Source organism: Pseudomonas kilonensis (assembly GCF_001269885.1).
Lineage (GTDB): Bacteria > Pseudomonadota > Gammaproteobacteria > Pseudomonadales > Pseudomonadaceae > Aquipseudomonas > Aquipseudomonas kilonensis.
In genome coordinates, this window is the sequence record NZ_LHVH01000032.1 from 16813 (window position 1) to 40044 (window position 23232).

Consider the following 23232-nt stretch of genomic DNA (forward strand, 5'->3'; position numbering starts at 1 on the left):
TCAATTCGAGAGGCGCGGCAGGATCAGATCCTTGAGATCGGTCAGCTTGCCATGAAAAAAGTGTCCGCATTCTGCCACTTTCAGCAGCTCATGGGGACGTTGGAGCGTGTCGGACCATTCGTAAACCAGCTGCGGATCGACGACTTCGTCGGTTTCCGGCTGGATCACGGTCAACTCGCCGCCCATCGGCAAGGGCGACTGCTCGTCCAGGCGCATCACCGCTGGGGCCACCATGAACAAGTGCTTGGCCGACTGACCCTGGGCTTCCAGGCGCCCGCCCAGGCTGGCGGCGACAAAGCCGCCAAAGGAAAAACCGAACAGGGTCAGGGGTAATTGCGGGTATTTTTCCCGCAGCCATTGGGCGACAGCCTGGGCGTCGTCCACTTCGCCGGTGCCCATGTCATGAGTGCCGGCACTGGCACCCACGCCACGATAATTGAAACGCAACGTAACCAGGCCAGCATCGCGGGCAGTGCGTTGCAGGGTCGAGACCACTTTGTTGAGCATGGTCCCGCCCTGCACCGGGTTCGGGTGGCAGATCAGCGCCAGGCCACGGGGAGCCTCGCTGTCCAGGTACAAGGCTTCCAGTTGGCCCACCGGGCCATCGATGACTACAGGGGTTTCGCGCATAAGCAAGGGAAAGAACTCCGTGACCTCGAATTGGGTCGACTCGTCTAGCTAAAGTCTGTGCCTGGCATGATTGCGATGTTCTTCGCGGTATACAGCGCAGGTCCGAGCCGTTAACGTAAAGCAAAGCCGTTTATAGAGGAAGGACTCGTGGAACACTCGCTCTTAGTTTGGTTGTTGCCGACTCTTGCCCTGGTTGCCGGTGTCGCCATTGGATTCCTGCTTGCCCGACTGCTGCCCAACGCGGTGCCCAACAGCACGCAACGTCAGCTGGACGACATTCAGGAACGTTTCGACAGTTATCAGAATGAAGTGGTCACCCACTTCAACAGCACCGCGTCCCTGGTGAAAAAACTCACCCAGAGCTACCAGGAAGTCCAGGATCATTTGTCCGAGGGTGCCAATCGCCTGGCCCTGGACGAGCAGACTCGCCAACGCCTGTTGGCCGCCCTGCAAGCCGATTCGGCACAGACGCCACGGGAACGCCTGACCCCGCCAAAGGATCAGGAACCGCCCCGGGACTACGCCCCCAAGGCCCCGAATTCGCCCGGCATGCTCGATGAGCATTACGGTTTGAAGAAGTAATTTCCAGGCAACACCTAAAAGCCCGCCCGATCACATGATCGGGCGGGCTTTTTTATTGCCTCAAGAAAATCCCCCTGTGGGAGCGAGCTTGCTCGCGATGACGCCTGCACATCCAACATCACCGTCTCAGACACACCGCCATCGCGAGCAAGCTTTGCTCCCACAAATCTCCTCACCACAAGGGGCTGCATCAGGCGGATAGAAACTGACTGACAAAAAAAGGGCCCTGTTTCCAGAGCCCCCTTTTCATTTACCGCCCAGCGCTTACGGGTACTGCTGGTAAGTCTGGCCCTGCTGCTGCGGCGCCTGGTACTGCTGGCCGGGAATGGCCTTGAGGTTGACCTCGACACGACGGTTTTGCGCACGGCCATTGACGTCTCCGTTGCTGGCCACCGGGTTGTCCGGGCCGGCGCCACGGGCCGACAGGTTGGCACCGCTCACGCCCTGGGACGTCAGGTAGGTCGCCACGCTCTGCGCACGACGCTGGGACAGGTCCATGTTGTGCTGGCGGCTGCCGGTGCTGTCGGTGTAGCCGACGATTTCGATCTGGTTCTGGTTGAACTCCTTGAGGGAGTTGGCCAGGTTGTTCAGGGGCTGGTAGAAGCTGGAGGCGATGTTCGCCGAGTCGGTGGCGAAGGTGATGTTGCCCGGCATGATCAGCTTGATCTGGTCGCCCTGGCGCTGCACTTCAACGCCGGTATTGGCCATGCTCGCGCGCAGCTTCTTTTCCTGCTGGTCGGCGTAGTAGCCGTAACCGGCCGCGGAAGCCCCCACCACCGCTGCACCGATCAACGCACCCTTGCCACGGTTATCGTGACCGATGGCCGCACCGGCCAACGCACCCGCCAGTGCACCGAGGCCGCCGTACTTGGCGGTTTTGCTCATGCCCGACGATTCGGTAGAGGCCTGGCCCTGGTTGTCATAGGGGTTAGGCGACGCACAGCCGGACAACAAGGCCACGGCAGTTACGACAACGATCAAGCGACGCGAGGTGAACATGAAGATGCTCCTGGGTTTTCAGTCTGAATGCCAAAGTGTAGGCAATCGACTCTGGCAGGCGTTGGAACGCGGCAATCGTTAAAAATTCCGTCGCGCTGCGTCGCGCTTCGCCCGGCTGACCAATAAGAATTCGTCGTCCGGGCGAACGCCCCTCACCCCTGCGCCAGACAGCGGCTCACGCCCCGGACAATCATCTCCACTTCCCGTCCATCGATCGTCAACGGCGGCAGCAGGCGGATGGTCTGGCCCCGAGTGATATTGATCAGCAGGCCGTGGTCCCGGGCGGCACGAAGGGCCAGGTCGCGGATCGGTTGCTTGAGTTCGATGCCGATCATCAAACCCTGGCCGCGAATCGCCAAGACATTCGGATTGTCCGCCAACTCGGCCCGCAGCCGGCTCAGCAACTGTTGGCCCTGATGCCTGGCGTTGTCCACCAGCGCTTGTTGCTCAATGATGTCCAGCACCGTGCAGCCGACCCGACAGGCCAGCGGATTACCGCCGAACGTACTGCCATGGCTGCCAGGGGTAAACAGCTCGGCTGCCTTGCCTCGCGCCAGGCAGGCCCCAATGGGCACACCGTTGCCCAGGCCTTTGGCGAGGGTCATGACGTCCGGCACGATGCCCTCGTGCTGGAACGCGAACCATTGGCCGGTACGACCGATACCGGTCTGGATCTCGTCGAGCATCAACAGCCAGGCGCGCCGGCTGCACAACTGCCGCAAGGCCTTGAGGTAACCCGGCGGGGCGATTTGCACACCGCTCTCGCCCTGGATCGGCTCCACCAGTACCGCGACGATGCGCTCGGCATGAGCCTGCTGGATCGCTTCCAACGCCGCGAGATCGCCGAACGGCACCTTGATGAAATCCCCCGGCAACCGGTTGTAGCCCAGCCGCACGGACGGGCCGTCACTGGCGCACATCGTGCCCAATGTGCGCCCGTGGAACGCATTGTCCATGACCACCACCAACGGCTGCTCGATGCCCTTGTGCCAACCATAGAGGCGCGCCAGTTTCAGTGCGGTTTCGTTGGCCTCGGCGCCTGAGTTGTTGAAAAACGCCCGCTCCAGCCCCGACAGCTGAGTGAGCTTTTGTGCCAGGCGTTGTTGCCAATCGATGCTGTACAGGTTGGACGTGTGCAACAGCAGGCCGGCCTGCTCGCTGATGGCGGCCACCAGTCGCGGGTGGGAGTGGCCGACATTGGTCACCGCCACGCCCGCCACCGCATCGAGGTATTCGCGGCCGTCCTGGTCCCACAGGCGCGTCCCCAAGCCATGGGTGAAACTCAGCGCCAGGGGTTGGTAAGTGGTCATCAGGCAGGCAGCGGTCATGGCATCAAGCTCCATTTGGTTGGTTTTTTCCAGTATGGTTAGCCACCAAGGCTGGATAAACGCTGCTTTACTTCAATCATTTAAAAGCTGAGCTTGATAATGGACCTGTTCCAGGCGATGACCGTTTACGTGAAGGTGGTGGAAACCGGAAGCCTGACGGCGGCGGCCCAGGCGTGCGAAATGTCCACCACCATGGTGGGCAATCATCTTCGTGCACTGGAGCAACGTCTCGGCGTGCGCTTGATCAACCGTACGACGCGGCGCCAGCGCCTGACTGAGTTCGGCTCGACCTACTACCAACGCTGCCTGGAAGTGCTGGGGCTGGTGGCCGATTCCGAGCGCCTGGCCGAACAGACCCAGGGCGAGCCCAACGGCACCCTGCGCATCACCGCGCCCCTGACCTTCGGCTCCGAACGCCTCGCGCCGGCGCTGGCTGAATTCAGCCAGCGCTTCGCCCAGGTCAAGCTCGACGTGGTGCTGACCAACCAGCGCCTGGACCTGCTCGAACATGGATTCGACGTCGCTATCCGCCTCGGCCATCCCGACCCGAAACTGATTGCCCGCCCGTTGGTGGACTACACCCTGACCATCTGCGCCTCCCCTGCTTACCTGGCACGGCGAGGCACGCCGGAACAACCCGTCGACCTGCAACAGCACGATTGCCTGTCGTTCGCCTATTTGGCAGGGGATGACTGGCGCTTCGCCCAGGATCTCTGGCCGATCAACGGCCCGGAAGGCGAGATCAAGGTCCCGGTAAACGGCCCGATGCTGATCAACAGCTCCTCGGGCCTGCATCGCGCCGCCCTGGCCGGGATGGGCGTGGTGATGCTACCCGATGCGCTGGTGGCCCAGGACCTGAAGGATGGTCACCTGGTGGCGTTGTTGCAGGACTACCAGTTGCCCCATCGCCCAATGAGCCTGATGTACGCGCAGGATCGCTATCGCTTGCCGAAACTGCGCCATTTTGTCGAGTTCGCGCTGGAGAAATGGGGCAAACACCCAACCCCAGCCGAATGATGTTGTGGACAAGCCCTTGTGGCGAGGGGATTTATCCCCGCTGGGTCGCGTAGCGGCCCCAAAAATCATCAACCCGACTCACCTGCGATGTGAACCGACAGCTTTGGGGTTGCTGCGCAACCCAGCGGGGATAAATCCCCTCGCCACAAAAGCGTGCCCTGGCTTGGCTGGACGTCGCTACCCCGCTAGTGACCCCGCCCCCCATCAACTACTCTTCCTCCTTGGACGCGCATTTTGATATCAAGGCTGATTGAGGGAACAACGATGGGAGATGCCTCGAACATCGACATGCTGCGGTTCGACCTGTCCGATCTGGACGAAGGCGTACTGCACACCATCCTGGAACTGGTCAGCGATGGCATCTGGGACTGGAATGCCAACACAGGCTTCGTCTACCGCAACCCCGGCTGGTACACGATGCTTGGCTACCTGCCCCACTCACTGGACAACACTGTGCTGACCTGGGAGAGCGTGATCCACCCGGATGACTACCCACGGGTCATGGCGTTGTTCGACGATTACCTGGAACACCGATCCCACGTCTATCAAGCCGAATACCGCTGCCGCACCCACGACGGTTCCTATATCTGGATCGAGGATCGCGGCTACGTGATCGCCCGCAACCCGGACGGCACGGTGGCGCGCATGATCGGCGCCCATCGCAGCATCGATGACAAGAAGCGCCTGTTCGAACAGCTGGAGCGGCGCAACACATCCCTGGAAGCCATCATCGAGGAACGCACCCGCGAGCTGTCTCGGGTCAACCATCAGTTGCAGATCCAGCTCGACGAGAACCGCAGGCTTGCCGAAACCGACTCCCTGACGCGGGTCGCCAACCGTTATCGCCTGGACCAGGCGCTGCCACTGGCCTGTGAGCGCGCACAGCGTTTCCGCGAGCCGCTGTCGCTGATCGCCATGGACGTGGATGATTTCAAGGACATCAACGATCGCTACGGCCATGCCTTTGGCGACGCAGCGTTGATACAAGTGGTGCAGAGCGTCAAGCGCTGCGAGCGCGACGGCGATTTGCTGGTGCGCTGGGGCGGTGACGAATTCATCATGATCTTGCCCAACACCACCCTGGCCGATGCTCGCCTGCTGGCGGAAAGCATTCGCCGGGGCCTGTCCGACCTGCTGCCAGTGGGCGACTTCCAGATCACCATGAGTTTTGGCGTGGTGCAGCGGTTCGAGGATGAACAGCAGGCAGCGTTGCTGCATCGGGCGGACCAGGCGCTGTATCGCTCCAAGCTGTCGGGCAAGAATGTGATTTGTGAATGAGCTCCGACCGTGACAACACCGCCCGCGTCCAATAGATTAGGCGACCGGAAAAAAGCTCAATGCCTTTCTCGCCTCATCCCGCTAACAGAAGTAGTGAAATTTCAATGTCCGATTCCAACACCGCTGAATCCGTAGTCACCCTGTCGTCCAAAGCGGAATACGAAAACTCCATCAATCTTTCACAGCATCTGCCCCAGGCTAAAACCATCAGCGAAATGGTCCTCGATGCGTTCCAGTCGAACCGCGAAAGCGACCAGATCCGCGAACTGCGCAACGCCATCCGCCAGGCTCACGATGCCTTCGACGACGACAAGGCCTACGAACTGATGGGCCAGCTCAAACAACTCAAGGACGCCGAAGCCGCCGATTTCGCGGCCCTGGAAGACCTGAGCAGCCGCTTCCCGATCAGCCGCATCCTCTCCAGCTACAAGGACGACCCGTCGTTCCAGGAGCTGGTCTACGGCCTGGCCCTGACAGTGCTGAACCAGACCCACCAGGCCATCAGCAACCCGAGCGGCAGCAAGGGCAAGGCCTCGCGGGCCAAGAAGGAAGCCGAAGTGTTTGTCATCAGCAAGGACGGCATCAGCGTCACCCTGCCCCTGCGCACACCACGCTCCAAGCCGAACGTCGACCGCGAGGCCTTCGAGTTCCTGGGCTTCAACTTCGTCGGCGAAGGCGACGAAGCCGAGCTGGAAAGCGAAACCTTCCTGGACAACGACGGCACCGAACAACCGGCCACCCGCAAAGGCATCGTCACCGCCCTGCAACAGCAGAAAGCCTTCGACGGCTACAGCATCGCCCAGCAATAAGCCCATGTGGGAGCGAGCTTGCTCACACAGAAGTCCAAAGTAATACGCATTAAAAAGCCCCGCGCTTCTCTCGAAGGCGGGGCTGTTTTCATGGATAAGAGCTGATCAAACAGCACCAAGCCGTTCGACCATATCTGGAAACTTCTCGACCAGTTTGATCAACAAAGCCGCCTGGGCGTTAGGCTTGGACTTCTCCTGCTCCCAGTTCCTGAGTGTACCTGGACTGGTCCTGATGCTCTTGGCGAAAACGGCTTGAGACATGTGGAGCTTGTCGCGCAACGCCACGATTTCCTGGGCAGACACCTCGGGAACCGGTTTGTCTTCAATCGATATCTGGCGAAGGGTAATCTTGCCCTCCCGGTGAGCGGCCATCTCCTCGACGCCTTGCATCATCTCGGCAAACAGATCGCGCTTTTTCATAAGGTACCTCGTACTTTCAACTCAGCTTCTATGGCGCGCTTGAGCGTTTTCTCTTGCTCGGAAGTCAGGTTTTCCAGCTCATCCTTGTCATATATCGCAAACATCCAGAACTGACGATCGTTCATGAGCCAATAGTAAATAACGCGCAACCCGCCTCGCTTCCCTTTACCACGACGTTCATCGAACCAGCGCAGCTTACGAAAGCCGCCGGTACGTGGCATGACGTCACCAACCTCTGGATGCTGCAGCATATAGGACTGAAGCAGGCGATACTCATCATCAGTCAGGTAATGGCCAACCGTGTCGGTGAATGTAGTCGTTTCAAAAAATAGGGTACGCATGGCAGAAACTATAGGCAAATTGCGCATAGTTCAACAAACCATAATCTATTGCGACGAATGACAGCCAATCCACACCTCACCTCAACAAAAAGCCCCGCGCTTCTCTCGAAGGCGGGGCTTTTTTTGCAGCGTCTGAAGCTTAAGGCGCGTAGGTCAGCAGCAGCTCACTTGGCACCTTGAAGTCCAGGGACATCATGACGCTCAGGGCGGTGATGGTGAAGATCGAGAACACAAACAGCTTGCGTGCCCAGACCGTGTCATCCACCGCCTTGTAGCCAGTCCAGGCCATGTACAGCCAGTACATGCCCATGGCAGCGGCGACGGCGAGGTAGCTCATGCCGGCGTAGCCGCTGAAGGTCAGCATCAAGGTCGCCACCAGGAAGGCCAGGATGTAGAGCAGGATGTGCTTCTTGGCCACGCGGATGCCGCGCTTGACCGGCAATACCGGGATCGAGGCCGCCAGGTAGTCGTTGAAGCGGAAGATCGCGATGGCATAGGAATGCGGCATCTGCCACAGGCTGAACATCACCAGCAGCGTCAGCGCCGCCATGTCGAAGCTGTTGCTCACCGCTACGTAGCCGATCACTGGCGGCATCGCCCCCGACAGGCTGCCCACCAGCGTGCCGTGGACCGACTTGCGCTTGAGGTACAGGCTGTAGAGGCCGACGTAGATGACAAAACCGATCACCGCGAACAACGCCGCCAACGGGTTGGCCACCCAGTACAGCAGCGCCACGCCGGCCACGCCCAGCACCGTGGCGAATGCCAGGGCCAGTTGCACCGGAATCAGGCCCTGGACCAGCGCCCGATTCTTGGTGCGTTCCATCTTGATATCGATGTCGCGGTCGATGCAGTTGTTGAACACGCAACCGGACGCCACCACCAGGGAAGTGCCGATCATCGCCGCCAGGAAGATGGCCAGATCGACATGCCCTTTCGAGGCCAGGAAAAAACCGCCTGCCACAGAAAGCACGTTACCGAAAATGATCCCCGGCTTGGTGATTTGGATAAAGTGCTTCAGGGACATCCGGACTTTCCTCAGTGCGCCATCATGTTGGTGTGGATGCTGAACATGATCCACAACGACAGGCCGACCAGCAGGACAATCACGATCGCGGCAAAGACAAACGCGACCACGTTGTTACGTTGGGCGGCGGAGCGGTCCAGGTGCAGGAAGTACACCAGGTGCACCAGTACCTGGACCACGGCGAAGATCAGGATGATCCACAGGGTCAGGCTCTTGGGCAGCGACGGGTACATCACCAGGCCGAACGGGATGACGGTCAGGATCACCGACAGGATGAAACCGATGGCGTAGGACTTGACGCTGCCGTGGCCGGCGTCATGGCCATCATGGGAATGTGCGTTAGCCATTTACAGGGTCCCCATCAGATAAACAACGGTGAATACGCAGATCCACACCACGTCCAGGAAGTGCCAGAACAGGCTCAGGCAGCTCAGGCGCGTCTTGTTGGTGGCAGTCAGGCCGTTTTTATGGACCTGGTACATCATGATCGCCATCCAGATCAGGCCGCTGGTCACGTGCAGGCCGTGAGTGCCGACCAGGGTGAAGAACCCGGACAGGAAGCCGCTGCGGCTTGGACCGTAGCCTTCGGCGATCAGGATATGGAACTCGTTGATCTCCATGGCGATAAAGCCGGCGCCCAGCAGGAAGGTCATGGCCAACCAGCCCAGCACCTGGGTTTTCTTGCCCTTGAACAACGCCAGCATGGCGAAGCCGTAGGTGATCGAGCTGAACAGCAGCAGCGCGGTTTCGCCCAGTACGTACGGCAGTTCAAAGATGTCGTGGCCCGACGGGCCACCGGCAACGTTGTTTACCAGCACCGCGTACACCGCGAAGATCGACGCAAACAGAATGCAGTCGGTCATCAGGTAGAGCCAGAAACCGAATACGGTCATCTCGCCCGAGTCGTGGTGATGGTCATCGTGCCCATGGTCATGACCATGGGCGTGTCCAACAGTGGTCACTAAATTCGACATGGTTTAAGCCTGTTCCAACGAGGTTTCAACACGGGTGGCGGTGGCGGGGACTTTCCCGGCCGCTACCAGGCGCTTGTGCTGCTCGGCTTCGATGCGCTCGATGACATCCACCGGCACCATGTAACCCTGATCGTCACGGGCGGCATGGATAGTGAAGTACACGACAGTGCCAACCAGGCTGGCGATGGCCAGCCACCAGATGTGCCAGATCATTGCGAAACCGAACACGGTCAGCAGCGCGCCCATGACCACACCGGTAGCGGTGTTGTTGGGCATGTGGATCGGCTCGTACTTGGCCGGAGCCTGGTACGCAGTGCCGGCTTCCTTGGCTTCGGTGAACGGGTCGATGACGTCTGCTTTGGGCAGTACGGCGAAGTTGTAGAACGGCGGTGGCGAAGAGGTCGACCATTCCAGGGTGTGGGCATTCCACGGGTCGCCGTGTTCGCACATGTTCTCTGGCTTGTTGCGATCGCGCACGCTGACGTACAACTGGATCAGCTGGCAGGCGATACCGACAGCGATCATCACCGCACCGAACATGGCAACGTACAGGTACGGCACCCACTCAGGGTTGGTGGTGGCGTTCAGGCGACGAGTCATGCCCATGAAGCCCAGTGCATAGAGCGGCATGAACGCGACGAAGAAGCCCGAGATCCAGAACCAGAACGCTGCCTTGCCCCAACCTTCGTGCAGCTTGAAGCCGAACGCTTTCGGGAAGTAGAAGGCGAAGCCGGCGATATAGCCAAACACCGCACCGCCGATGATCACGTTGTGGAAGTGCGCGATCACGAACAGGCTGTTGTGCAGCACGAAGTCAGCACCTGGAATGGCCAGCAGTACGCCGGTCATGCCGCCGATGGCGAAGGTCACCATGAAGCCCAGGGTCCACAGCACGTGGCTGGTGAAACGCAGGCGGCCCTGGTAGATGGTGAACAGCCAGTTGAACAGCTTCACACCCGTCGGGATCGAGATCAGCATGGTCGCCAGGCCGAAGAACGCGTTGACGCTGGCACCCGAGCCCATGGTGAAGAAGTGGTGCAGCCAGACCATGAAGCCCAGCACCGAGATCGCGCCGCTGGCGTAGATCATCGAGTGGTGGCCGAACAGTTTCTTGCCGGAGAAGGTCGAGATGACTTCGGAGAAAATCCCGAACGCCGGCAGGATCAGGATGTACACCTCAGGGTGACCCCAGGCCCAGAACAGGTTCACGTACATCATTGGATTGCCACCAAGTTCATTGGTGAAAATGTGGAAATCCATGTAGCGGTCAAGCGTCAGCAGGGCCAGGGTAGCGGTCAGGATCGGGAACGAAGCGACGATCAGGACGTTGGCCCAGGTGCAGGTCCAGGTGAAGATCGGCATGTCCATCAGCTTCATGCCCGGGGTACGCATTTTCAGCACGGTGGCGAGGAAGTTGACCCCCGTCAGCGTTGTCCCCAATCCAGATAGCTGTAGCGCCCAGATGTAGTAGTCCATGCCCACGCCCGGACTGTATTGCAGGCCCGACAGCGGTGGATAGGCAACCCAGCCGGTCTTGGCGAATTCGCCGACGCCCAGGGACAGGTTGATCAGCACCACGCCGGACACCAGCAGCCAGAAGCTCAGGGAGTTCAGGAACGGATAGGCAACGTCACGGGCGCCGATCTGCAGCGGCACAGCAAGGTTCATCAGGCCGGTGAAGAATGGCATCGCCATGAAGATGATCATGATCACACCGTGGGCGGTGAAGATCTGGTCATAGTGTTCAGGTGGCAGGTAGCCAGGCGAACCCTCGGTGGCCATGGCCAGTTGGGTACGCATCATGATGGCGTCGGCAAAACCGCGCAGCAGCATGACCATGGCGACGATGATGTACATCACGCCGATTTTCTTGTGGTCGACCGACGTCAACCACTCGGTCCACAGGTAGGTCCACTTCTTGAAGTAAGTGATCCCCGCGAACAGCGCCAGACCGCCGAGCGCGATGATGGCGAGGGTCACCATGACAATCGGCTCGTGGAACGGGATCGCTTCCCAACTTAATTTACCAAACATCGTTTACTCCTCTGCCCCGGCAGCTGAATGCGAGCTCATGTCCATCCCTTCCATGTTGTGAGCCACTTCCTTCTCGTTCTTCTCGTGGTGCATCGGCTTGCCCGGATTCATCCCTTCATACTTGTCGATGATGGTCTGGAACAGGTTCGGCGTAACCGACGAGTAGAGTTCGACTGGGTTGTTCTGGCTCGGTTTGGAAAGGGCTTCGTATTCAGCTTTTTCAAGCTGTTTAGGTGCCTTCTTCACATCGTTGACCCAGGCGTCGAAATCTTCCTGGGTCGTGGCGATTGCTTTGAACTTCATGCCGGTAAAGCCCGCGCCGCTGTAGTTGGCGGAGATACCGTCGAGTTCGGCGTTCTGGTTGGCGATCAGGTGCAGCTTGGTCTGCATGCCCGCCATCGCGTAGATCTGGCCACCCAGGCCCGGGATGAAGAACGAGTTCATCACGGTGTCGGAAGTGACCTTGAAGTTGATCGGCGTATGAGCCGGGAACACGATCTTGTTGACCGTGGCAATGCCTTGCTCTGGATAGATGAACAACCACTTCCAGTCCATGGAGACCACTTCAATGGTGATCGGCTTGACGTCGGAATCCAGCGGACGATACGGGTCCAGGGCGTGGGTCGACTTGTAGGTGATGTAACCCAGGGCAATGATGATCAGCACCGGAATAGTCCACACCGCCACTTCGATCTTGGTCGAATGCGACCACTTCGGCGTGTAGGTGGCCTGGGTGTTGGTTGCGCGGTACTTCCAGGCGAACAGGAAGGTCATGACGATGACCGGCACAACGACCAGCAACATCAGCAGCGTGGCGGTGATGATCAGGTTTCGCTCATCCAGGCCGACCTGGCCCTTGGGATCGAGCAAGGTCATGTTGCAGCCTCCCAGCAGCAACGTGCCGAGCAGCGGCAACAAGCCTAGTAATCGGGGGTACCTGTTTTTACTCATCTCACGACCTCTAAAGCAGCTTGCGCAATGCAGTTGGGTTTTGATCGCCAACACTTCACCCTGCCAAGGGTTGGCATTTTCTTGGATTGAATAAGGGCTGCCCGTCGAACGTCAGCGGCTGTTCGACACATCCTGGGCCAGCAGTGAGTTCTTATTCGTTGGTCAAAGGCCTAGTTCAAGCCCAATTCCATTTGGTGCGGGTAGTTGGAGGCACCGACACCTTGGGGTCGCATGGGGCGCTGGCGCCCTTCGACCACTCTCGTGCTCAAGCTTGAGCCGGGTCGGAAAATCGGTGCGGGCGATTGTAGTGAGCTGAGGCGCTGTAGACCATGTCTCATCCCGAAATAATTTTTATCCGATCCGGCAACAATCTTTCGCCGATATTGCAACAAGCCAGCATGTTATCGAAATTAATTCTCAACAAGAACCCCAAAAAACGTAGGGCTACTACGCCCGATTTAGACAGCTCGGGGGGATCGCGAGGAGGTTTTTTACCCGGCAAGCGCCCAGTTTTCGGGGCCTCTGGCACCTGACGCTTCGCTGTTAGAAATGCCTGCTGCAGGCAATACGCAGGTTGCGAAACCAGACGGTTTTTTATTACAGGAAGCAGCGCCTAATCGCCCCTGAAAAGGCTGAGCGCCTCAAGATATGTGACAACATGTCGCACATTGTCGCGGCCTATTCTTGCCTCGGATCAAGGACGATCCGGTTCGAGAGTGAAACGTAAAACGCCCCGGTTCTCCAGGAGAGAAACCGGGGCGTTTCATCAAGGCGTTTCAGCGAAGCTGTTTGCGGTTACGTGACACCAGCAATGGCACCAGCACCACGGTCAACACGAAGGCCACCAGTGCCCATTGCGCCAGGGACAGTCCCAGGATCGGTGGGTAGGGTGTGGAGCAAAAGCCATCGACCTGGAACCCCAGCGGGAAAATCTTCGCCAGCGGCAGGTCATCGACAATCGGTTGCCACACGTCGATGCCGCAACTGACCGCGGGGAAGAACTGGGTGTACACGTGATGCCCTGCCACACCGGCCCCGGCCAGGGCGCTGAGCACCACCAGGCCTTCGAAGATCGTCAGGCTGCGGCGGGTGCGCATGGCGGCACCGATGAAGGCGAAGATCGCGATCAGCAACAGTGCATAGCGTTGCAGGATACACAGTGGGCACGGTGCCTCACCGAGGGCCACCTGCATGTACAGCGCACCGCCGATCAGCGCCAGGCAGATCAGCCCCAGTAGCACCAGATAGCGCCGCTCACGGCCTAAGCGCATCATTTCCTCACTCATTGCGTTTCCCTTTGTCTGCATGGATCGACGCGCAGCACGGCGACACTCGCGCGCGGTCGGATGCCCGAAGTCTACACGCAGACCATGACAGTGAACGAGCAGCGGGCGTCGACATTGAAAGGGGAATAGAGCGCAAGAAGGTTAAGTGCGGATTAATTCTGGTCAGTTGGACCCGGGATGGACCTGCCGCCGCCATCGCGAGCAGGCTCGCTCCCACAGTTTTTTTGCGGTGTTCACAGGAATCGTGTCCACAGCAAACCCCTTGTGGGAGCGAGCCTGCTCGCGATGAGGCCAACCCGGTTTCCCAAGTTGGCCGCGACCTTATTCCAGCGCTGCCGCCGGCCCGAAGAACTCGTAACGGCTCTGCTGCTCCGGCACGCCCAAGGCCTTGAGGTGGCGCTTGACGGCGCCCATGAAGCCCTTCGGTCCTAGGAAATAGGCGTCCAGGTCACGTTGCTGTGGCAGCCATTGCGCCAGTTGTTCCTGGCTCAACAGCCCCACCTTGTCGGCGGCCGGGCTCAAGCCGTCGTCTTCGTCGTAGCAGTAGAAGCGCTTGAGCTGCGGATGCCGCTTGGCCAGGTCGTCGATCCAGTCACGGAAGGCATGGGCACGGCCGTTGCGCGCGCAATGAATGAAATGCACCGGCCGCTCGGTTTGCAGCGCCGCCTGCAACATGGCCAGGGTCGGGGTGATGCCAACGCCACCACTGATCAGCACCAGCGGTTTGTCGCTGGCAGTCAGGTAGAAATCCCCGGACGGCGGGAACAACTGGATGCGGCTGCCGACGTCGAAATGATGATGCAGGTGATTGGACACCCGTCCGCCCGGCTCGCGCTTGACGCTGATACGGTATTGACCATTGTCCGCCAGGGCTGACAGTGAATAGTTGCGGCGTACTTCCTCGCCATCGAGCATGAGCTTCATGCCGATGTACTGGCCCGGCTCGGCCAACAGGATCGGGCCCTTGTCCGCCGGCTCAAAGTAAAACGAAGTGATCTCCGAGCTTTCCTGCACCTTGGCCGTCAGGATGAATTCACGCTCGCCACGCCAGCCGCCCGGGGCCTCGGCCTTTTTGTCGTACATGCCGGCTTCGGCGCCGATCAGGATATCGGCCAACTGATTGTAGGCTGCGCCCCACGCCGCAATCACTTCGGGTGTGGCGATCTCCGCGCCCAGCACTTCGGCGATAGCTCGCAGCAGGCACGAACCGACAATCGGGTAATGTTCCGGCAGGATCTGCAGGGCAACGTGCTTGTTGACGATCTTCGCCACCAGGTCGCCCAATTGATCGAGTTGGTCAATGTGCCGCGCATACATCAACACACCGTTGGCCAAGGCCCGCGGTTGATCGCCACTGGCCTGGTGAGCCTGGTTGAACAGCGGGCGCACCTGCGGGTATTCGGACAGCATCATGCGATAGAAGTGAGTGATCAGCGCCTCACCACCACTTTCAAGCAACGGAACGGTGGAGCGAATGATGGCGCGTTCTTCTCGACTGAGCATAGGGTGACTCCTGGCGTATGACCGATAACAGTTAGGTAAGTCATATCAGTTTCCATGCCATAAATTTTTGTCTTTAAAATCAGCCAGTTAAAAACAATGTAGTCATATCGACACGGCCAGTCTTATAGTCGTTACGACTACATGGAGTCATTATGACCGCAACCGCCCTGCTGACCTCCCTGCTGCCACTGGTGGCCGATCTGTCCCGCGAACTGCCTGAAGGCGAACGTTATCGGCGCCTGCTCGGCACCTTGCGAACCCTGCTGCCGTGCGATGCGGCGGCGTTGTTGCGCCTGGACGGCGACTGCCTGGTGCCGCTCGCCGTGGATGGCCTGAGCACCGATACACTGGGCCGGCGATTCCGGGTCAGCGAACACCCGCGCTTCGAAGCGTTGCTGGCCAACCCGCAACCCACCCGCTTCGCCGCCGACAGCGGCCTGCCCGATCCGTACGACGGACTGGTCGAGGGGCTCGCCGAGCATCTGGAGGTTCATGACTGCATGGGCTGCCCGCTGTTCGTCGACGAACGGCCCTGGGGCCTGCTGACCCTGGATTCGCTGGATCCGGAGCGCTTCGAGCCCATCGACCTGAGTGCCCTGCAAGCCTTCGCCAGCCTCGCCGCCGCCACGGTCAGCGCCGCCGAGCGCATCGAGCGCCTGGCCCTGAAGGCCGAGGACGAGCACCGTCGCGCCGAGGTCTATCGCCAGGCCAGCGGCCAACAACCTCGCGACATGGTCGGCCAGAGCAAGCCCCACAAGCGCTTGGTGGAAGAGATCGCGCTGGTGGGCGGCAGCGACCTGACGGTATTGATCACCGGCGAAACCGGCGTGGGCAAGGAACTGGTCGCCCAGGCCATCCATGCCGCGTCGAAACGTGCCGAGCAGCCACTCATCAGCCTCAATTGCGCCGCCCTGCCCGATACGCTGGTGGAAAGTGAACTCTTCGGCCATGTACGAGGCGCCTTCACCGGGGCCACGAACGACCGGCACGGCAAGTTCGAACTGGCCGACGGTGGCACTCTGTTCCTCGACGAAGTGGGCGAGTTGTCCCTGACCGTCCAGGCCAAGTTGTTGCGGGTACTGCAAAGCGGTCAACTGCAACGCCTGGGCTCGGACAAGGAACACCGGGTCGATGTGCGCCTGATCGCGGCGACCAATCGCGACCTGGCCGAAGAAGTGCGCAACGGCCGTTACCGGGCCGACTTCTATCACCGCTTGAGTGTGTATCCGCTGCAGGTGCCGGCGCTGCGCGATCGCGGCCGGGACGTGCTGCTGCTCAGCGGTTTTTTCCTGGAACACAATCGCTCGCGCATGGGCCTGGGCAGCCTGCGCCTGACCAGCGACGCCCAGGCCGCGCTGCTGGCCTACGACTGGCCGGGCAATGTGCGCGAACTGGAACACCTGATCGGCCGCAGCGCCTTGAAGGCCTTGGGCCGGTGCGCGACGCGCCCGAAAATTCTCAGCCTCAGCGCCCAGGACCTGGATTTGCCCCAGGCGCCTGTAGACAGCCCCACACCTTCGTCCATCAACCCGGTACCGACCGCGCAGGGCATAACAGGGGACTTGCGCGAAGCGGTGGACGAATTCCAGCGCACGCTGATCGCCACTTGCCTGGAGCGTCACCAGCACAACTGGGCCAGCGCCGCCCGGGAGCTGGGGCTGGACCGGGCGAACCTGGGGCGGATGGCCCGGCGGTTGGGGCTTAAATAATCCCGTCTGTTGCTGCCGACCGCTGTTGTGGCGAGGGGATTTATCCCCGCTGGGTTGCGAAGCAGCCCTGAAACCTCTCGCCTCGGAGTACCCGGCTAAATGCGTTCAATCTTTCTGGGGGTTGCTACGCAACCCAGCGGGGATAAATCCCCTCGCCACAGATAAATCCCCTCGCCACAAGGTGTGTACTCACAGCTCATTGACTTGAAATTGACTGTCGACGGCTTTCGCCCTAAAGCCTGTCCCCAACAAGTCGATAACCCAATATCACAAGCTGTTCTGGCGATCGCTATGCTCGCCCCACCTTTTTCCACAGAAGGTTTTTATGTCTTCCAACAAAGCCCGCGCAGATTCACTTTCGCTTCTGCTGTTTACCTTGCGCAGCGGCAAGCTGATGGCAATCAACCTGCTCAAGGTCAGTGAAATCATTCCCTGCCCACCCTTGACCAAGCTGCCGGAGTCGCATCCGCACGTCAAAGGCATCGCCACCCTGCGCGGGACATCGTTGTCGGTGATCGACCTGAGCCGCGCCATTGGCGAGCGGCCCCTGGAAGACCCGGATGGCGGCTGCCTGATCGTCACTGACGTCAGCCGCTCCAAACAGGGCTTGCATGTGCAAGCGGTGAGCAAGATCGTGCATTGCCTGACCACCGACATCAAACCGCCGCCCTACGGCTCCGGCGGTGTGCGTTCGTACATCACCGGCGTGACCTCGGTGGACGGCACGCTGGTGCAGGTACTGGACATCGAAAAGGTCATCCACGGCATCGCACCGGCACAGATCGAAACCGCGCCGACCGAACTGAGCATGGAAGACGCCGAGGTGCTGGGCAACGCACGGATCCTGGTGGTCGATGACAGCCAGGTCGCGCTGCAGCAATCGGTGCACACCCTGCGCAACCTCGGCCTGCAATGCCACACCGCCCGCAGTGCCAAGGAAGCCATCGAGTGTCTGCTGGACCTGCAAGGCACGGCCGAACAGATCAACCTGATCGTCTCGGACATCGAGATGTCGGAGATGGACGGGTACGCCCTCACCCGGACCCTGCGCGAAACACCGGACTTCGCCCACCTCTACGTGTTGCTGCACACCTCGCTGGACAGCGCCATGAACAGCGAAAAAGCCCGGCTGGCCGGCGCCAACGGTGTGCTCACCAAGTTTTCCTCACCGGAACTGACCAAGTGCCTGATCACGGCGGCCAAGGCCGTTGCCGAACAAGGTCACTGAGTCATATCGGTTGCTCGCTTCTGCGTTCCAGCGCGGGAGCGATCACCGTCCGACAACCTCAGGCATACTCTTGTCCTGGCTTCCCGGAACAAGGCGCCCTGATGAAAAACCGTCTATTGATTCTCCTTGGCCTCACTGTCCTGGCCTCCCAGGCTCATGCCTCCAGCCCGGACGCCTGGGCCACCCACGACAAAGCCGTGCTGGCCAGTTGCATCAAGGCCAGCGGTTTGAAGAGTGCTGAGCCGGTGGGTAGCGCCGCTCAATTCGACGACCGGGTCGGCTACACCGCGCTGTTGCTGCAAGGTCAATATCCGCAGAAGCACATGAAAGGGGCGATCGGCACCGAGTTGTGCCTCTACCGCAAACAAACCAAAACCGCCTACGTGACCGAGTGGGACTCGATCCGCCCTGCCGCTACCGACCGGTGAGTGGCGCATAACTTGCTTCGCACGGTCCATCACGGCGTTTTTCTGTCGCCGTCCCCAGCTTCCTGCGACCGGGCGCTCAATGAACACAACGTTTTCCTGTGTAGGGTGCGGCAAATGCTGCACCGATCACCACGTCCCCCTGACTCTCGACGAGGCCCGGATGTGGGCTGGCGACGGCGGCCAGGTGATTGTCCTGGTGGAAGCCTTCCTGCCCAACGGCCTCGGCCTGCCGGCAGGGCAACGCGAGCATGCCGAGCGCCGCTCGGCGGTGGTTCACAGCGGCAGCACCGAGGCCCTTGTGGCGATCACCTTTGCCGCCTACAACGTCGGCCGTTGTCGTAATCTTGACGAAGAAAACCTGTGCCGCATCTACGAGCGCCGACCCTTGGTGTGCCGCATCTATCCGATGGAAATCAACCCGCACATCCCCCTCAATATCGCCATCAAGGAATGCCCGCCAGAGTCATGGGAAACCGGGCCACAACTGATACTCGGCGGTGAACTGGTCGACCAGGAACTGGTCCGGTTGATCGAGCGTTCACGCCAGGCCGACCGTGAAGAAATCGCCATCAAGGACCGCATCTGCGCTGCCCTGGGCATCCGCACCACCGCGCTCAAGGGCGACGGTTTCACCGCGTATCTGCCGGACATGAGCGCATTCGTGGCCGCCCTCGATCAGGCGCGCCTGCAACCGGCGCAACAACACATCAGTGAGTGGCAGTTCCATCTGTCTGGCGATGATGTGGCCCACCAGGTATCGGCCAGCGGCGCGCGGGTGGTCACCGAAGCGCCGGTCAATTACGCCTTTATTTCACTGCGGGCGGCGTAAGAATTTTTAGTGGTTACAAAATCTGAGCCCACCACAAATCAAATGTGGGAGCGGGCTTGCTCGCGAAAGCGGTCTGGCATTCAAAATCAATGCAAGCTGACCCGACGCCTTCGCGAGCAAGCTCGCTCCCACAGGGGTTGGCTACATTCCCAATCAAACTCCCCCTCGCCTAACCCTCGCCAGGAATGTTAGCGTGCTTGGTATCTTCTCCCCGACGAGCCTTGCACGATGAAAAAAACCGTACTTGCCTTCAGCCGTATCACGCCCCAGATGGTCGAGCGCCTGCAACAGGACTTCGACGTGATCGTGCCGAGCCCGTCCAAGGGCGATATCAACGCACAGTTCAACGAAGCCCTGCCCTACGCCCACGGGCTGATCGGGGTCGGTCGCAAGCTCGGGCGCGAGCAACTGCAAGGCGCCGCGAACCTGCAAGTGGTATCCAGCATATCGGTGGGCTACGACAACTATGACCTGGCCTACTTCAATGAGCGCGGGATCCTGCTCACCAACACCCCCGACGTGCTCACCGAAAGCACCGCCGACCTGGCCTTCGCCCTGCTGATGAGCAGCGCCCGGCGCGTGGCCGAACTGGACGCCTGGACCAAGGCTGGGCAATGGCAGGCGACAGTCGGCCCGCAACTGTTTGGCAGCGATGTACATGGCAAGACCCTGGGTATCGTCGGCATGGGCAACATCGGTGCGGCCATTGCCCGACGTGGCCGGCTGGGGTTCAACATGCCGATCCTCTACAGCGGCAACAGCCGCAAGACCGAACTGGAAAGCCAATTGGGCGCACAATTTCGCGAACTGGACCAGTTGCTGGCCGAAGCGGACTTCGTCTGCCTCGTCGTGCCATTGAGCGAGAAGACCCGCCATCTGATCGGCCAGCGTGAATTGGGCCTGATGAAACCGAGCGCCATCCTGGTCAACATTTCCCGGGGCCCGGTGGTGGATGAACCAGCGCTGATCGAAGCCCTGCAGAACAATCGCATCCGCGGCGCCGGGCTGGATGTCTACGAGAAAGAACCCCTGGCCGAATCGCCGCTGTTTCAGTTGAAAAACGCCGTCACCCTGCCCCACATCGGCTCGGCCACCCACGAAACCCGCGCCGCCATGGCCGATCTGGCTGTGGATAATCTGCGCAGTGCATTGCTGGGCGAGCGACCGAAGAACCTGGTCAACCCGCAAGTCTGGAAATAGAACGCACTGTGGCGAGGGAGCTTGCTCCCTCGCCACGGGATTATCGCTAGACGTTATGTCAGCGCGACTTTCGCGGCCACTGGCCGAGGCTTGCGAAACACCAGCACGTTCCCCAGCATCACCAGCACCAACCCCACCAATGCCGGCGCCGTCCACTGGTAGCCCTCGACAAACGCCGAGACGTTCAACGCCACCACCGGAAACAGGACCGTGCAATACGCCGCCCGCTCCGGCCCCATGCGCCCCACCAGCGTCAGGTAGGCGGTAAAGCCAATCACCGACCCCGGGATCACCAGGTACAACAGCGAGCCGATGTAGCGCGTGTTCCATTCCATGTCGAACGGAATGCCTTTGAACGCACACCACACCGCCAACATCGCCGCGCCATAGGCCATACCCCAGGCATTGGTGGTCAACGGCCTGAGGCCGGCTTTCTGTTGCTGGCTCGAAAGCATGTTGCCCGCCGAGAAACACAAGGTGCCCAGCAACGCCAGCGCCAAGCCAAGCAAGGTTTGCGGGCTTGCGCTATGGCCGGCCAGTTCCGGCCAGAACAGCAGCGCCAGCCCCGAAAGCCCCAGGGCGCCACCCAACAGCACGTTGCGCGCAATCCGCTGACCGAAGAACACGCGGGCATTGAGGGCGTTCCAGAGCGTGGCGGTGGAAAACACCACCGCGACCAACCCACTGGGAATCCATTGGCTGGCGGTCAGGAAGCACATGAAGTTGATGCAGAACAGGCACAGGCCCTGGGCAACGCAAATCAAATGGCCGCGCCGGTTCATCGCCTGCAAGCGCCGGCTGAGCAGGAGCATCGCGAACAGGATCAACGCCGCGAGGCCAAACCGATAAACGATCGAAACCGGGATGGCGACCACGCCCAGTTGCAGTTTCAGGGCAATCCAGGTGGTGCCCCAGATGAGCACGGTGAGCAGGTACAACGAGAGGTTCATGACGGCGACTCCTGGCAATGACCCCCAGTGTCGCGCCGCCATTGACCCGGCGCTTGCATAAACTTGCGGTTTTTTCGGCAGGCTGGCTGGTGTGGATCGGCCGACGGAGTAGGATGCAAGCGTTGGAGAACCGATCATGCCCACACTGCAAACCCTGCAAGTCTTTCAAGCCCTCAACAGCTCGCCCAATGCTCGCCTGGAGCACAGCGCCGAGCTCGGGGACGGCTTGGCGGCCGCTTTGTGGAGCAATCACCACGACGCCCAGGACTACGAGGCGCCGACCCACCATACGCTGTCATGCTACATCGCTGGCGGCACCGGTACGTTTCGCCGCGAGCGGCCCGACACCACGGGCGCGCCGGGCAAACTCTGCGTACTGCCCGCCGGACATCAATCGGCCTGGGTCATCAACGGCGACATTCGCCTTGCCCACCTGTATTTCAGCGCTGAACAATTCGCCCTGGGGTGCGTCACGCTGCTGGACCGCGAACCGCGGCAGGTGCAACTGCACGAGGAGACGTTCCTCGACGACCCGCGACAGGCACAGCGTTTTCGCCAGTTGATCGCGCTGAACTGGGACGAACCCGGTGAACGCCTGCTGACCACCAGCCTGGCCCATGACTTGCTCAATCACCTGCTGCTCAGCCAGGTGGGCCAGCGTCAGGGACTTCGCCTCAAAGGCGGCCTGGCCGCTCATCAGCGGCGGTTGCTGGTGGATTACGTCGACAGCCACTTGGCCGATGCCATCAGCCTCGGCCAATTGGCGGCGTTGTGTGCGTTGTCCGAATACCACTTCGCGCGAATGTTCCGCGAAAGCTTCGGGCTGCCGCCGCATCAATATGTGCTGGCTAGACGCTTGACCTGCGCGCGGCATTTGTTGCGCAGCACTTCACAACCGTTGGGCGAGGTGGCATTGGCCTGCGGATTTGCCAGCGCCAGCCACTTCACCAATCGCTTCCGCCAGGCCCTGGGCGCGACGCCTGGAGAGTATCGGCAGGCGTATTTGCGTTAACCCCGGCTATCGCCATCGCGAGCAGGCTCGCTCCCACAGGAGAATGTGATCAATGCAGAAGCGGAAACCAAACCAATAAAACAAAACGGGCCTGCGATTGCAGGCCCGTTTTTCAGTCGCAAGTGAAATGAACGAGGGTTTAGCCGTGAAGCGCGGCCCGTTCGTTTTCCAGGAACTCCTCTTCCAGCATCGCATCGGCCAAGGCTACGGATTCGCTCGATTTCTCAACGGCGGCGCGCTTGCCGCGCAGTTTGCCGAACAAATGCTCCAGGGCACTTTCAAGTTTGGTCGCCGCGCCTTCGATCGCCAGTTCCAGCGAGTCGGCCTTGTGCGTCACGGAAATCGGCTGATGGCCCTTCGGCCGTGCTTCAAGCTGGCAACGCAGATCATGGGGACCGGGCTTGTCGCCGTTCTCGTCCCGCAAATGAACCTCAACCCGTGTCAGGTCCTCTTCATAACGTTCGAGCGTGCTTTCGATGGTAGTACGTACCCACTCCTCCAGTCGGATGCTGCTTTGAATATGGTTATCGCTGTTGACTTGGATTTGCATAGTTCATCCCTTATTTCAGCTAGCTCGCCGGGGGCCGTCGACGTTGATGCAACGGCCCCTTGAATACAGAGTCGGGCTGGCGGAAGAACAATTCAACCCCTAGAAAAAGATAAATATTCATACGCAAATAAAGCCAGACAACGGGCA

24 protein-coding genes are annotated in these 23232 nt (G+C 60.3%); 10 read left to right on the plus strand and 14 right to left on the minus strand.

Annotated features, from left to right (window positions below):
- The gene (locus AD662_RS23455; protein ID WP_053189821.1) at positions 1-630 is read right to left on the minus strand and encodes an alpha/beta hydrolase; all 630 of its coding nucleotides are present in this window, start codon (positions 628-630) and stop codon (positions 1-3) included.
- Positions 631-777: 147 nt separating this feature from the next.
- On the opposite strand from AD662_RS23455, the gene AD662_RS23460 reads away from it, so the two are divergent.
- Positions 778-1212, plus strand: a complete 435-nt coding sequence (locus AD662_RS23460) for a Z-ring associated ZapG family protein (RefSeq protein WP_014340085.1) — start codon at positions 778-780, stop codon at positions 1210-1212.
- 264 nt (positions 1213-1476) lie between these two features.
- Here the strand turns inward: AD662_RS23460 and AD662_RS23465 are convergent, their stop codons facing one another.
- Together AD662_RS23465 and AD662_RS23470 are read right to left on the minus strand one after the other, a co-directional pair.
- Complete coding sequence (locus AD662_RS23465; RefSeq protein WP_053189822.1) at positions 1477-2211, minus strand: YiaD family glycine zipper/OmpA-like lipoprotein; 735 nt, start codon at positions 2209-2211, stop codon at positions 1477-1479.
- Between the two features lie 152 nt (positions 2212-2363).
- Positions 2364-3539 carry an aspartate aminotransferase family protein gene (locus AD662_RS23470; protein WP_053189823.1) on the minus strand — a complete coding sequence of 392 codons (1176 nt, stop codon included), beginning with the start codon at positions 3537-3539 and terminating at the stop codon, positions 2364-2366.
- Positions 3540-3638: 99 nt separating this feature from the next.
- Here AD662_RS23470 and AD662_RS23475 point away from each other — a divergent pair, with 99 nt between their 5' ends.
- From AD662_RS23475 to AD662_RS23485, 3 genes are all read left to right on the plus strand, one after another.
- Positions 3639-4556: a LysR family transcriptional regulator gene (locus AD662_RS23475; protein ID WP_053189824.1), complete on the plus strand. Its 918-nt coding sequence runs from the start codon at positions 3639-3641 to the stop codon at positions 4554-4556.
- Positions 4557-4820: 264 nt separating this feature from the next.
- Positions 4821-5834 (plus strand): sensor domain-containing diguanylate cyclase, encoded by a 1014-nt coding sequence (locus AD662_RS23480; RefSeq protein ID WP_024616397.1) that lies wholly within the window; start codon positions 4821-4823, stop codon positions 5832-5834.
- A gap of 104 nt (positions 5835-5938) precedes the next feature.
- Positions 5939-6643, plus strand: coding sequence for a hypothetical protein (locus AD662_RS23485; protein WP_018604248.1), 705 nt, complete (start codon positions 5939-5941; stop codon positions 6641-6643).
- A 105-nt stretch (positions 6644-6748) separates the two neighbouring features.
- Here the strand turns inward: AD662_RS23485 and AD662_RS23490 are convergent, their stop codons facing one another.
- The 9 genes from AD662_RS23490 to hmpA form a co-directional block, all read right to left on the minus strand.
- Positions 6749-7063 carry a helix-turn-helix domain-containing protein gene (locus AD662_RS23490; RefSeq protein WP_003205391.1) on the minus strand — a complete coding sequence of 105 codons (315 nt, stop codon included), beginning with the start codon at positions 7061-7063 and terminating at the stop codon, positions 6749-6751.
- Positions 7060-7404: a hypothetical protein gene (locus tag AD662_RS23495; protein ID WP_013694185.1), complete on the minus strand. Its 345-nt coding sequence runs from the start codon at positions 7402-7404 to the stop codon at positions 7060-7062. The genes AD662_RS23490 and AD662_RS23495 overlap by 4 nt, the downstream gene beginning before the upstream one ends.
- Before the next feature lie 139 nt (positions 7405-7543).
- The gene (cyoE, locus tag AD662_RS23500; RefSeq protein ID WP_003178131.1) at positions 7544-8431 is read right to left on the minus strand and encodes a heme o synthase; all 888 of its coding nucleotides are present in this window, start codon (positions 8429-8431) and stop codon (positions 7544-7546) included.
- An 11-nt stretch (positions 8432-8442) separates the two neighbouring features.
- On the minus strand, positions 8443-8778 hold the full coding sequence (cyoD, locus tag AD662_RS23505) for a cytochrome o ubiquinol oxidase subunit IV (RefSeq protein WP_014340102.1): 336 nt from the start codon (positions 8776-8778) through the stop codon (positions 8443-8445).
- Positions 8779-9405 carry a cytochrome o ubiquinol oxidase subunit III gene (locus AD662_RS23510; RefSeq protein WP_014340103.1) on the minus strand — a complete coding sequence of 209 codons (627 nt, stop codon included), beginning with the start codon at positions 9403-9405 and terminating at the stop codon, positions 8779-8781.
- A gap of 3 nt (positions 9406-9408) precedes the next feature.
- The gene (gene cyoB / locus AD662_RS23515) at positions 9409-11439 is read right to left on the minus strand and encodes a cytochrome o ubiquinol oxidase subunit I (protein WP_014340104.1); all 2031 of its coding nucleotides are present in this window, start codon (positions 11437-11439) and stop codon (positions 9409-9411) included.
- 3 nt (positions 11440-11442) lie between these two features.
- On the minus strand, positions 11443-12390 hold the full coding sequence (cyoA, locus tag AD662_RS23520) for a ubiquinol oxidase subunit II (protein ID WP_024616398.1): 948 nt from the start codon (positions 12388-12390) through the stop codon (positions 11443-11445).
- Positions 12391-13166: 776 nt separating this feature from the next.
- Complete coding sequence (locus AD662_RS23525) at positions 13167-13676, minus strand: disulfide bond formation protein B (RefSeq protein WP_053189825.1); 510 nt, start codon at positions 13674-13676, stop codon at positions 13167-13169.
- Between the two features lie 321 nt (positions 13677-13997).
- Positions 13998-15179, minus strand: coding sequence for an NO-inducible flavohemoprotein (hmpA, locus tag AD662_RS23530; RefSeq protein ID WP_053181748.1), 1182 nt, complete (start codon positions 15177-15179; stop codon positions 13998-14000).
- Positions 15180-15331: 152 nt separating this feature from the next.
- On the opposite strand from hmpA, the gene norR reads away from it, so the two are divergent.
- From norR to AD662_RS23555, 5 genes are all read left to right on the plus strand, one after another.
- On the plus strand, positions 15332-16888 hold the full coding sequence (gene norR / locus AD662_RS23535) for a nitric oxide reductase transcriptional regulator NorR (protein ID WP_053189826.1): 1557 nt from the start codon (positions 15332-15334) through the stop codon (positions 16886-16888).
- 325 nt (positions 16889-17213) lie between these two features.
- Positions 17214-18116 carry a chemotaxis protein CheV gene (locus AD662_RS23540; protein ID WP_014340109.1) on the plus strand — a complete coding sequence of 301 codons (903 nt, stop codon included), beginning with the start codon at positions 17214-17216 and terminating at the stop codon, positions 18114-18116.
- Positions 18117-18217: 101 nt separating this feature from the next.
- A complete protein-coding gene (locus tag AD662_RS23545; protein ID WP_018604234.1) occupies positions 18218-18544 on the plus strand; it encodes a hypothetical protein in 327 nt (108 codons plus the stop codon).
- A gap of 79 nt (positions 18545-18623) precedes the next feature.
- Complete coding sequence (locus AD662_RS23550) at positions 18624-19373, plus strand: YkgJ family cysteine cluster protein (RefSeq protein WP_053189827.1); 750 nt, start codon at positions 18624-18626, stop codon at positions 19371-19373.
- A 228-nt stretch (positions 19374-19601) separates the two neighbouring features.
- Positions 19602-20573: a 2-hydroxyacid dehydrogenase gene (locus AD662_RS23555; protein WP_053189828.1), complete on the plus strand. Its 972-nt coding sequence runs from the start codon at positions 19602-19604 to the stop codon at positions 20571-20573.
- 53 nt (positions 20574-20626) lie between these two features.
- Here AD662_RS23555 and AD662_RS23560 read toward each other — a convergent pair whose 3' ends face one another.
- On the minus strand, positions 20627-21523 hold the full coding sequence (locus AD662_RS23560; RefSeq protein ID WP_053189829.1) for a DMT family transporter: 897 nt from the start codon (positions 21521-21523) through the stop codon (positions 20627-20629).
- 136 nt (positions 21524-21659) lie between these two features.
- Between AD662_RS23560 and AD662_RS23565 the strand changes: the two genes are divergently transcribed.
- The gene (locus AD662_RS23565) at positions 21660-22535 is read left to right on the plus strand and encodes a helix-turn-helix domain-containing protein (protein ID WP_053189830.1); all 876 of its coding nucleotides are present in this window, start codon (positions 21660-21662) and stop codon (positions 22533-22535) included.
- A 139-nt stretch (positions 22536-22674) separates the two neighbouring features.
- Here the strand turns inward: AD662_RS23565 and AD662_RS23570 are convergent, their stop codons facing one another.
- Positions 22675-23085: an HPF/RaiA family ribosome-associated protein gene (locus tag AD662_RS23570; protein ID WP_018604223.1), complete on the minus strand. Its 411-nt coding sequence runs from the start codon at positions 23083-23085 to the stop codon at positions 22675-22677.
- Between the last annotated feature and the right edge of the window lie 147 nt (positions 23086-23232).